Raw genomic sequence first — 11904 nt, forward strand, 5'->3', positions numbered from 1 at the left:
CAGATCTCCCTTGCCGTTTGCGGCGTGCACCGCCACGTCCGCACCGTTGCGACGTTCGGTGCCCGTCCCATCCCGACCCTTCCTCGGACCTGCACCATGCACCACATGCGCGCCCTCCATCACTTGGACACCACACGTGACAACAGAACCGTACGTCACATCGGACACATCGGAAAACAGACGTAACGAATTACATTGGGGTGATTACCTGCGAAAATGCTGTGAACTGGCCAAAGGCGGTTGCCGTTCCGACGTATCGAATTCGCAACGAAACGGTCGCAGAGTCAGGCCACGCCGGGAACGATGCACAGCGCGGTATATGCGGGCGCAGAGGCGCCCCTACCCGGGACGCGAAAGGCTAGGGCAGATCGCGGGAGAGGTCGGTGGTTCCCGGCCCTGCAGCAGATGCCGACGGGTCGGTGTCCGGGCGCGCCACGGACGGTCCTGCGTCAGCTCCGGAGGACCGGGCTTCCCCGGTCGAGGAATCGTCGGTCGGAAAATCGTCGGCGGGAGAACCGTCGGCACGACCGGCAGCGGGGCTCGTCGCGGCACCGGATGTCCGTCGCGATCGTAGACGCGCGAGGACCGCACCGATGACGATGATGACGATGAGCACCACGGTGATCGCCGTCCAGTCCAGCGACGGACCGTTCATCTGGTCCCACATCTGGCGCGCGGCGAGAGGGGGGTTGGTCAGCGTCAGGTTGTCGGTCGACTCTTCCTGCTGCACCCGGCTGAAGTACGGCGAGGAACTGCCCACCGAGTTGGGACCGAGGACGATCACGGTCCCGCCCACCTCGGATTGCAGTTCGGTGGCGATGTCGCGGTAGTAGGTGAACTTCATCGCCTCCGGCAGCACCACGAAGCTGACGTCGTATCCCTGGGAATCGGCGTGCGCGACGACCTCGCGCAGGCCGGCGACCTGATCCGCGGGCGCCGAGACATGGTCGTCCTGGATGTCGGCGAGGATGGCGTTCATGTCCAGATCGCTCGGGATGATCTGCGGTAGGGCCGTGCCCGCGGCGGGCATGGCCAACACATTCTCGGTCGTCGCACCCGGACTCATCTGGCCATCCTCACATCCATCCGCACCGCTCCCCGGTAACCATCGCGAACCGCGTCACAGGGTCTGCGACCAGGTTTCGCGGGCATTAAATTCGCACGGACACCCGATGCCCGCCAAACCCACTGCTGCACGGTACGACAGAATGGCAGGAGCCGGATACTCGCGGTCCGGATCCGGCATCGGCCGACGCCCGTTCGCAGCGCCATCGCGCAGCTTGTTAACAGTACGGACGTACTGTTAGGGTTGACGATGTCGTCGCCCCACCGTGATCGGCCCCCGCAGACCGGTCCCGGACACGCGACAGCGGTTGCAGCGAACACAGTTGTTGCGCCGCGCATCGACGCAGCCCGTCGGTGCCACGGTCAAAGTCGACGAGCCGGCCACGCTCGCCGACGACCCCCAGCGGTTCGCCCGGCTGCACGAGCGGACCGGAGAAGCATGCCGGCGCAGCCCGCCGGTACTTGAGGAGAGTGGATTAGACGTGAGTAACGATTCCTTTGGCGCCCGCGGAACCCTGGAGGTGGGCGCCAACTCGTACGAGATCTACCGGCTGAGTGCCGTCGAGGGCACCGACAAACTCCCCTATGCGCTGAAGGTCCTCGCGGAGAACCTCCTGCGCACCGAGGACGGCGCCAACATCACCAAGGAACACATCCAGGCGATCGCCAACTGGGATCCGAACGCCGACCCGAGCATCGAGATCCAGTTCACCCCCGCCCGCGTGATCATGCAGGACTTCACCGGCGTGCCCTGCATCGTCGACCTCACCACGATGCGTGACGCGGTCAAGGAGCTCGGCGGCGACCCGGACAAGGTGAACCCCCTCGCGCCCGCCGAGATGGTCATCGACCACTCGGTCATCATCGAGGCCTTCGGCAACGCGCAGGCCTTCGAGCGCAACGTCGAGATCGAGTACCAGCGCAACGAAGAGCGCTACAAGTTCCTCCGCTGGGGCCAGGGCGCCTTCGACGACTTCCGCGTCGTGCCGCCGGGCACCGGCATCGTCCACCAGGTGAACATCGAGCACCTCGCCCGGTCGGTCATGGTGCGCGACGGTGTCGCCTACCCGGACACCTGCATCGGAACCGACTCGCACACCACCATGGAGAACGGTCTCGGCGTCCTCGGCTGGGGCGTCGGCGGCATCGAGGCCGAGGCCGCGATGCTCGGCCAGCCGGTGTCCATGCTCATCCCCCGCGTCGTCGGCTTCAAGCTGACCGGCGCCACCAAACCGGGCGTGACCGCCACCGACGTGGTCCTCACCATCACCGAGATGCTGCGCAAGCACGGCGTCGTCGGCAAGTTCGTCGAGTTCTACGGCAACGGCGTCAGCGAGGTGCCGTTGGCCAACCGCGCCACCATCGGCAACATGAGCCCCGAGTTCGGTTCCACCTGTGCGATGTTCCCCATCGACGAGGAGACCGTGAAGTACCTGCGGCTCACCGGCCGCAGCGAGGAGACGCTCGCGCTTGTCGAGGCCTACGCCAAGGAACAGGGCATGTGGCTGGAGAAGGACGCCACCGAGGCCCAGTACTCCGAGTACCTCGAACTCGACCTCGCCGAGGTCGTCCCCTCCATTGCCGGCCCGAAGCGCCCGCAGGATCGTATCGAGCTGTGGGACGCGAAGAACGCCTTCCGCAAGGACATCCACAACTACGTGGAAGAGGGCAACACCCCTGCCCACAATGGCGTCGACGAGGCCAACGAGGAGAGCTTCCCGGCCTCCGACGCTCCATCGGTGAGCCCGGGTGCGGCCACCCTCTCGTTCGCCGACGATGAGGAGCCGGCCCACAACGCGTCGAAGGGCGCCGAGGGCCGTCCGACCAACCCGGTGAAGGTGTCCTCGACCGAGCGCGGCGACATGATTCTCGACCACGGAATCGTGACCATCGCCTCGATCACCAGCTGCACCAACACCTCGAACCCGTCGGTCATGCTCGGTGCCGGTCTGCTCGCCAAGAAGGCGGTCGAGAAGGGTCTCACCTCCAAGCCGTGGGTCAAGACCTCGATGGCCCCTGGTTCACAGGTCGTCACCGGCTACTACGACAAGTCGGGCCTGTGGCCATACCTGGAGAAGCTCGGCTTCTTCCTCGTCGGCTACGGGTGCACCACGTGCATCGGCAACTCGGGCCCGCTGCCGGAGGAGATCTCCAAGGCGATCAACGACAACGACCTCACCGCCACCGCGGTGCTGTCGGGTAACCGCAACTTCGAGGGTCGCATCAACCCCGACGTCAAGATGAACTACCTGGCCTCGCCGCCGCTGGTCATCGCCTACGCGCTGGCCGGCACCATGGACTTCGATTTCGAGGCCGACGCCCTGGGGCAAGACGCCGACGGCAATGACGTCTTCCTGAAGGACATCTGGCCCTCCAACGAGGAGATCCAGGAGACCATCGCGAGCTCGATCTCGGCTGAGCAGTACGCGCAGGACTACGCCGACGTCTTCAAGGGCGACGAGCGGTGGCAGAACCTGCCGACGCCCGCGGGCAAGACCTTCGAGTGGGATGATGAGTCCACCTATGTCCGCAAGCCTCCGTACTTCGAGGGCATGGCGCTCGAAGCGGCCCCGGTCAGCGACATCACGGGCGCTCGGGTGCTGGCCAAGCTCGGCGACTCGGTGACCACCGACCACATCTCTCCCGCGTCGACGATCAAGCCCGGCACACCCGCCGCGCAGTACCTCGACTCGCACGGTGTGGCACGCAAGGACTACAACTCGCTGGGTGCCCGTCGCGGTAACCACGAGGTGATGATCCGCTCGACCTTCGGCAACATCCGTCTGCAGAACCAGCTGGTGGACGTGGCCGGCGGTTACACCCGCGACTTCACCCAGGATGGTGCTCCGCAGTCGTTCATCTACGACGCCGCACAGAACTACGCCGCGCAGGACACCCCGCTGGTGGTGCTCGGCGGCAAGGAGTACGGCACCGGTTCGTCGCGTGACTGGGCCGCCAAGGGCACGCGCCTGCTCGGTGTGAAGGCGGTCATCACCGAGAGCTTCGAGCGCATCCACCGCTCGAATCTGATCGGTATGGGTGTCATCCCGCTGCAGTTCCCCGAGGGTGAGTCACACAAGTCGCTGGGCCTCGACGGCACGGAGACCTTCGACATCACCGGTATCGAGGAGCTCAACGCGGGAACGACGCCGGAAACCGTGCATGTCACCGCGACCAAGGCGGACGGCTCGGTGACCGAGTTCGACGCCAAGGTTCGCATCGACACCCCCGGTGAGGCCGACTATTACCGCAATGGAGGCATCCTGCAGTACGTGCTGCGCAACATGATCAAGAGCTGACGGCATTGATCAGGTACTCAGGGAGCAACCGAAGTGCCCAAGGTCAGCGATGACCGGCTAGCCGCGCGCCGTCGGGAGATTCTCGACGGCGCGCGGCATTGCTTCGCCGACTATGGATACGACGGCGCGACCGTCAGGCGCATCGAAGAGTCGACCGGCCTGTCGCGCGGCGCCATCTTCCACCATTTCCGCGACAAGGAAGCGCTCTTCCTGGCGCTGGCCCAAGAGGATGCCGAGCGGATGGCCGATGTCGCGGCCGAACAGGGTCTTGTCCAGGTCATGCGCGACATGCTCGCTCGGCCACAGGATTTCGACTGGCTCGGGACCCGACTCGAGATCGCCCGCAAGCTCCGCACCGACGCATCGTTCCGGGCCGCGTGGCTGGCTCATTCGGCCGATGTCGAAAAAGCCACGCTGCGACGACTCGAGCACCGCCGTGAGACAGGTCGGCTACGCGACGACGTGCCGACCGAGGTCCTGGTGCAGTATCTCGATCTCGTCCTGGATGGACTGATCACCCGCCTTGCCACCGGGCAACCCACCGGCGACCTCACCGCGGTCCTCGACCTCGTCGAGGAGTCGGTCCGGGCGGAACACTAGAACCTCCGACGGAATTCAGGACTTCTTCAGGTTCCTGGCGATACGGTCGCGGGGTGGATGTCGAGGCTCGCCCTTCACCGGATTCGACAACGGGCCATCTGACGCGACGAACCTTCCTTCGCGGCGCTGCCGTCGGGGCCGGAGCGCTCGCAGCGGGTGCCGTCGCGTCCTCGCGTGGTGCCGGGCCGGCCGTCGCGGCCACCGGTCGCACCGCGATCGTGATCGGCACCGGGTTCGGGGATCCGTCGCCGCGTTACGGCTCGGACGTGCCGGGGTCCGGACGACGGTGTTCGAACGTGGGCGCCGCTGGCCGATCCGCGCGGACGGCAACACATTCGCCACCTTCGTCAGCCCGGACAAACGAGCGGCCTGGTTCGGGAGCCCGGCCGGGGCGAACTACGCAACCGGGATTCCGGTCGAGCCCTACCCCGGTGTTCTCGACCATGTGATGGGCAACGGGATCGAAGCCGTGTACGGCGCAGGCGTGGGTGGCGGATCGCTGGTCTTCGGGTCCTTCACGCCGGTGCCTAGGCGTCGGGATTTCGAACACATCTTCCCAGCAGCCGCCGATTACACCGAACTCGAGCGCACGTATTACCCACGCGCGAAACGGATGCTCGGCGTCTCACCTCTGCCGGCCGACATCCTGGCTCACCCCGACTATGTCGGCGCCCGGTCCTGGCTGGCGGTCGTCGACCGCTACGGTGCCGAACCACACTTCTTCGATTTCGCGATCGACTGGGACCTCGTACGCGCCGAACTACGCGGCGCACGACCCCGCGGCGTCTCGATCGGGGATCTGAGCTACGGCGTCAACAGCGGCGCGAAGAAATCCCTTGATCACACGTATCTGCCCGCCGCCGAACAGACCGGCAACGTCCGCATCCTGCCGATGCATGAGGTCTTCGACATCCGGCCACGACCACGCCGCAAGGGTTTCGCGGTCACTGCTCGAGTCCTCGACGACAGTGGCCGGACGGTGCGGACCGTGCACGCGGAGGCCGATCACCTCTTCTTGGCGGCCGGCTCGTTCCACACGACCGAGTTGCTCGTGCGCGCACGGGCGCTGGGCGCCCTGCCGCGGCTCTCGCCCCGCATCGGCGAGGGCTTCGGAGGCAACGGCGACTTCCTCACCACGCGGTCGAACCCGGTCGAGGATTTCGGCGCCGTCCAGGGCGGTCCGGGCTTTGCCCGGTTCTACGACGACGACCTTCCCGGCGGGCCCGCCTCGATGGTGTATCAGGCGACGCCCCTGCCCTCCCCGCTAGGTAGAGCGTTGACCACCCATCTCGTGCAGGTCCACACCGAAGAGCGCGGTGGCATCGACTTCGACCACGCAACCCGCAGAGGGGTCATCAACTATCCGTTCCCAGAGGGCGCCAGCGTCCTCGATCGGCGCGCCAACGCATTCGTGGAGCGTTTCCACCAACGCACCGAGACCCGATACGGCCGTCCCGCCAACGGAATTCCGCTATCGTCCCGGCTCATGGGTTTCGGCTCGGCGAGCACCTATCACGGTCTGGGTGGTGTCGTGATGGGAAGGGCCGCTTCGATGGACGGGGCCGTGAACGGATACGAGAACCTCTACGTCGTCGACGGTTCGTTTGTCCCGGGCGCCGTCGGTCTGGTCAATCCATCGCTCACGATCACCGCTCTGGCCGAACGGACGATGGACCGGTTCCTCGCGTCGCATTGACTCGACGAACCCAACGTCCAGCCGTACGGTACTGTGACTCACGACACCCCGATCGATCGCTCGGTATGAACGGTGCGGCGCGTGTCGACGACACATCATTCAGAGGAGTACCACTTTGTTTCCTGGAGTCTTCGCAAAGTCCACTCCGGACAAGCCGGCCATCATTCGCGCCAGCACCGGAGAGCAGCTGACCTATCGGCAACTGGACGAGAACTCGACGCGGCTCGCCAACCACCTGGACTCCCTCGGACTGAGTCCGGGCGACACCATCGCCATGATCTCGCAGAACGACCTGCACATGTTCGAGGTCTACTGGGCGGCGCTGCGCAGCGGCCTGTACGTGACGGCGATCAACCATCACCTGACCGCCGCCGAGGCCGGATACATCCTCACCGACTGCAACGCCCAGGCTGTGTTTGCCGGCACCGAGGTCGCCGCGGCGGTAGCGGAGGCAGAGTCCATCCCGGCCCTGAGCAGTTCCGGTCGACGAATTGCATGGGGTGGACCGATACCGGGGTTCGACTCCTACGAGACTGTGCTCGCCGAGGCCTCCGACGCACCGCGGACCGACCAGCCCCGGGGCACCGACATGCTGTATTCGTCGGGGACCACGGGCCGGCCAAAGGGCATCAAGACGCCGTTGCCGCAGGGCCAGGTCGACGAGATCCCGGATGCCTACACGGCCATTTTCGGACCGATGTACGGATTCGACACCGATACCGTGTACCTCTCCCCTGCTCCCCTGTATCACGCTGCGCCACTTCGGTATTGCGGTGTGACGAATTCGGTCGGCGGCACCGTCGTCTTCCTGGACCGATTCGATCCCGAGTCCGCGCTGGCCGCCATCGACCAGTATCGCGTCACCCACAGTCAGTGGGTACCGACAATGTTCATCCGGATGCTGAAACTTCCCGAGGACGTCCGGGCGAAGTACGACGTGAGCAGCATGAAGGTCGCGGTCCACGCGGCGGCGCCGTGCCCGGTCGAGGTCAAGCGCGCCATGATCGACTGGTGGGGCCCGGTCATCCACGAGTACTACGCATCCACCGAGGCGGCGGGTGCGACGTTCATCGGCCCGCAGGAGGCACTCGACCATCCCGGGTCGGTGGGCAAGCCGCTCCTCGGTGTGGTGCACATCTGCGACGAGGACGGCAAGGAAGTGCCCGCGGGTGAGGTCGGCACGGTGTTCTTCGAACGCGACGAGGTGGCATTCGAATATCACAACGACCCGGAGAAGACCCGCAAGGCACAACATCCTGAGCACCAGAACTGGTCGACGACAGGCGATGTGGGCTACGTGGACGAAGAGGGCTACCTCTATCTGACCGACCGCAAGGCCTTCATGATCATCTCCGGCGGGGTGAACATCTACCCGCAGGAGGCGGAGAACGTCCTGGTCGGGCATCCGGCGATCTACGACGTGGCCGTGATCGGCGTCCCCGACGACGATCTCGGTGAGGTGGCAAAGGCCTGCGTTCAGTTGGACCCGGCCTATACGCCGTCACCTGAACTCGCTGCCGAACTGCTCGAGTTCACCAAGGAATCGCTGGCTTCCTACAAGGTGCCGCGGTCGGTCGACTTTGTCGACGACCTTCCCCGCACACCGACCGGAAAGCTCGTGAAAGGCGAACTGCGCAAGCGGTATTGGCCTGCTGCTGTGAGCTGACAGGTCTCCTGGCCGAGGGTGGCACCGTCGATGGGCTCAGACGGTGCCACCCCGCTTTGTGTGAGCGACCCTTGAGAGTGCGACCCCTGCGGGTCGAGTTCTTGTCGGTGCTCCGGGATATGGTTGGGGTCAGTTGATGGTGATGTGGGTTGTCGTTTCCGATGACGGGCAGATGTTGTTGGTGTCCTGATGGTTTCGATCTGTGAAGGCCCGCTGTCGTGTTCACCTGTTCTGATCCGGATGCTGCTGAGGCGGCGATCGCGTCGACGTCGCCGAGTGAGCTCGGCGAGGCCGCGCGTGAGCACCTGCGGTCGAGCCGCCGGCATGAGGCCCGGTCGTTGCTGGCGGCCCACCGCCTGGGTCAGGCCGTCTATGACGACATGGTGATGTCGCTCAGTGCCACCGGACAGATGCGGGTGCGCAACGGCGCCGACAAAGCAGCCATCGGTGAGATCTCGCTGCAGTTGGGCTTCTCGCGCACCAAGGCCGGTACCTGGTTCAACCTCGGCGACGCCCTACAACGCCTCCCCAAGATCCGGCGGGCCTATCTGGCCGGCGACCTCAGCACCCACCGCATGTCGAAAATGGTCTACGCCGCCCAAACCGCACCCGAGGACTGCGTCATCGACCTGGCCGACGACGTGTCCGGCGACGAACCCGACACCGCCCCGGCCGGCGCCGACGGGACGATCCTGGTGTGGACGATCCTGGTGCATCGCAGGATGCTGACGATCCTGCGACCACTCTCGATTTCGAGGACCTGGCACTGGAGTTGGGGTCGAGGGCCACCACCGACAAGGTGTTGCAGGACCAGTTGGCCGAGGCAGTGATCGCGCTTGATCCCGAATGCGCCGCGCAGACGCGGGAGGGATTTGCCCAGGCCTGGCAGAACCTCACCGTGACCGCGGATTCCTCGGCACACATGAACATCGATGCATGCCTACCGGCCGAGGACGGAGTGCATCTGACGCAGCGGATCGCCGCGTTGATCGCCGCACGCATCTGCCGCCGCGATCCGCGACGCATCGGCCAGCAACGCGTGATGGCCTTCGCCGAGATCATCGACGTACCGGGGAAAACTCTGACCTGCCAATGCGGGTATGGCGACTGCCCACAACGTCCCACACCCGACCCGCTCGACCCGCTCGACCCGGTCGACCCTGCCGAGCCCACCGACCCCGCCGATTCGTACGGTAACCGAACCGACGACCTTCCGAAGGCCGACGCCGACGCTTCCCTAGACGCTCCCGTCGACGCTTCCGCTGACGTGGTCGACCCCGTCACCGAGGCCGCGCCGCCCACGCGGACACCCCCACCGCCAAGTCCACCGAACCCGCCACACCCACCGAACCCGCCGACTGGACTCTGGTCGGCGATCCTGCCGGCCCCGAGGTACCCCGACTACGTGGCTACGGTGCGATCGACCCTGCCCTGGCCACCGTGCTGGGCGAGCACTCCACACCCATCACCGCTCCCGACGACGGCAACGGCAACGGCAACGGCAACGGCAACGGCAATGGCCACCCTCGCCCGTCTGGCCTGATCGTCGTCACCAACCGCGGTCCCGCACCACCGGCCGATCCCACCGGGCACGGCGGCCACCAGCATCCACCACCCGGAGCGTGGACCTATGCGCCCTCGGCACGGTTACGCAATCAGATCCTGCATTCGGATCACACCTGCCGATACCCCCTGTGCAGCAGACCATCTCACGAATGCGAACTCGACCATCTCGTGAAGTTCGACCACGCCGACCCATCAGCCGGCGGCTGGACCGTGGCCCTCAACCTCATACCCCTGTGCACACCCGACCACCACCGCAAACACCAAGCACTCTGGACACCCACCATGCACACCGACCGCACCATCACCTGGCACAACCCCACCACCGGCCAGGACATCACCACCCACCCACGGTGACCGGTTGCACGCTCAGGCGAGCTCGATGAGCTCCTGGTATTCGTCAGACCAGTGGTCTTCCGTGCCGTCGGGCAGCAGGATCACGCGCTGCGGATCGAGAGCCGCCGCGGCGCCGGGGTCGTGGGTCACCAGGACGACGGCGCCCGTGTAACTGCGAAGTGCGTCGAGGACCTGCTCCCGCGAGATCGGATCCAGGTTGTTGGTGGGCTCATCGAGCAGGAGGACGTTTGCTGCCGACGACACCAGGCCCGCCAACGTCAGACGGGTCTTCTCACCGCCCGACAACGTACCCGCCGGCTGATCGAGTTGCGCGCCACTGAACATGAAGGCGCCCAAAAGCCCGCGCAGTTCCTGTTCACCCGCGTCCGGCGCGGCGTGGCGGATGTTCTCCCATACCGTCGCCATGTCGTCGAGGGTGTCGTGTTCCTGAGCGAAATAGCCGATCTTCAGGCCGTACCCGGGATCGAGCGTCCCGAGGTCTGGTGACTCCACACCGGCGAGGAGTTTGAGCAAGGTCGTCTTACCCGCGCCGTTCAGTCCGAGCACGACAACTCGGCTGCCCTTGTCGATCGCCAGATCCACTCCGGTGAAGATCTCCAGCGACCCGTACATCTTGGTGAGCCCGCTCGCCATCAACGGCGTCTTGCCGCAGGTTGCCGGCTCCGGGAAACGAATTCGGGCGGTCCGATCGGCCACCCGCTCCTCGTCGAGCGCATCGATCATCCGGTCGGCACGCTTGAGCATGTTCTGTGCAGCGGTGGCCTTGGTCGCCTTCGCGCCCAGTTTCGCCGCCTGCGCGCGCAGTGCACCCGCCTTCTTCTCGGCATTGGCGCGTTCCCGCTTGCGACGCTGCTCGTCGGTGGCGCGGGCGTCGAGGTACCGCTTCCACCCCATGTTGTAGATGTCGGCCTCACCCCGGACCGCGTCGAGGAACCACACCCGGTTCACCACGTCCGCGAGGAGGTCGACGTCGTGGCTGATCACCACGAGGCCACCTTCATGGTTCTGCAAAAATCCGCGCAGCCACGTGATGGAGTCGGCGTCGAGGTGGTTGGTCGGCTCGTCGAGAAGCAGTGTGGTGTCGGACTTGCCCGCACCGTCAGATGCCGCGAAGAGGATGCGCGCCAACTCGATTCGCCGTCGCTGTCCGCCGGACAAAGTGCGCAGCGCCTGGCCGAGAACTCGATCGGGCAAACCGAGACTGTGACAGATTCGGGCTGCCTCCGATTCGGCGACGTAGCCGCCGAGGGCCGAGAACCGCTCCTCGAGCTGGCCGTACTTGGCCACCGCTCGGTCCCGGACCCGGTCATCGGCGGCCTCGGCCATCACGGCCTGCTGCTTCTCCATCTGATGCAGGATCTCGTCGAGTCCGCGTGCCGACAGCACGCGATCCTTGGCGAGGACGTCCAGATCGCCTTCTTTGGGGTCCTGCGGCAGATAACCCAGCTCGCCGCTTCGGACCACGGACCCGGCGTACGGCTCCGTCTCTCCGGAGAGGATCCGCAGCGTAGTCGTCTTGCCGGCACCGTTCCGGCCGACGAGGCCGATCCGATCGCCGGCCTGGATGCGGAGTGCAGGACCGGGCGCCGACAACAACGTCCGAGCGCCCGCTCGGACTTCGAGGTCGGTTGCGGTGATCACGGCGGTCCAGTCTACCT

The 11904-nt window shown here is 65.8% G+C and carries 8 protein-coding genes and 1 pseudogene; 6 read left to right on the top strand and 3 right to left on the bottom strand.

Annotated elements, in window-relative coordinates:
• Nucleotides 1–358: 358 nt before the first annotated feature.
• Nucleotides 359–1066 carry a DUF6676 family protein gene (locus tag GTV32_RS04755; RefSeq protein WP_161059152.1) on the bottom strand — a complete coding sequence of 236 codons (708 nt, stop codon included), beginning with the start codon at nucleotides 1064–1066 and terminating at the stop codon, nucleotides 359–361.
• Between the two features lie 481 nt (nucleotides 1067–1547).
• On the opposite strand from GTV32_RS04755, the gene GTV32_RS04760 reads away from it, so the two are divergent.
• The 5 genes and pseudogenes from GTV32_RS04760 (at nucleotide 1548) to GTV32_RS04780 (ending at nucleotide 9156) form a co-directional block, all read left to right on the top strand.
• Entirely contained in the window at nucleotides 1548–4364 is a 2817-nt protein-coding gene (locus tag GTV32_RS04760) for an aconitate hydratase (RefSeq protein ID WP_161059153.1), read from the top strand.
• A 33-nt stretch (nucleotides 4365–4397) separates the two neighbouring features.
• Nucleotides 4398–4964, top strand: a complete 567-nt coding sequence (locus GTV32_RS04765; protein ID WP_161059154.1) for a TetR/AcrR family transcriptional regulator — start codon at nucleotides 4398–4400, stop codon at nucleotides 4962–4964.
• Between the two features lie 98 nt (nucleotides 4965–5062).
• Nucleotides 5063–6660 (top strand): annotated as a pseudogene (locus tag GTV32_RS04770) (GMC oxidoreductase).
• A gap of 115 nt (nucleotides 6661–6775) precedes the next feature.
• Nucleotides 6776–8326 (top strand): acyl-CoA synthetase, encoded by a 1551-nt coding sequence (locus tag GTV32_RS04775; protein WP_161059155.1) that lies wholly within the window; start codon nucleotides 6776–6778, stop codon nucleotides 8324–8326.
• A 218-nt stretch (nucleotides 8327–8544) separates the two neighbouring features.
• Nucleotides 8545–9156 (top strand): hypothetical protein, encoded by a 612-nt coding sequence (locus GTV32_RS04780; RefSeq protein ID WP_161059156.1) that lies wholly within the window; start codon nucleotides 8545–8547, stop codon nucleotides 9154–9156.
• 110 nt (nucleotides 9157–9266) lie between these two features.
• Here the strand turns inward: GTV32_RS04780 and GTV32_RS04785 are convergent, their stop codons facing one another.
• A complete protein-coding gene (locus GTV32_RS04785) occupies nucleotides 9267–9419 on the bottom strand; it encodes a hypothetical protein (protein WP_161059157.1) in 153 nt (50 codons plus the stop codon).
• 347 nt (nucleotides 9420–9766) lie between these two features.
• Here GTV32_RS04785 and GTV32_RS04790 point away from each other — a divergent pair, with 347 nt between their 5' ends.
• A complete protein-coding gene (locus tag GTV32_RS04790; protein WP_161059158.1) occupies nucleotides 9767–10246 on the top strand; it encodes an HNH endonuclease signature motif containing protein in 480 nt (159 codons plus the stop codon).
• A gap of 12 nt (nucleotides 10247–10258) precedes the next feature.
• On the opposite strand, the gene GTV32_RS04795 is transcribed toward GTV32_RS04790, so the two are convergent.
• Entirely contained in the window at nucleotides 10259–11887 is a 1629-nt protein-coding gene (locus tag GTV32_RS04795) for an ABC-F family ATP-binding cassette domain-containing protein (RefSeq protein ID WP_161059159.1), read from the bottom strand.
• Between the last annotated feature and the right edge of the window lie 17 nt (nucleotides 11888–11904).

Origin of the sequence: Gordonia sp. SID5947, assembly GCF_009862785.1 — a bacterium.
Lineage (GTDB): Bacteria > Actinomycetota > Actinomycetes > Mycobacteriales > Mycobacteriaceae > Gordonia.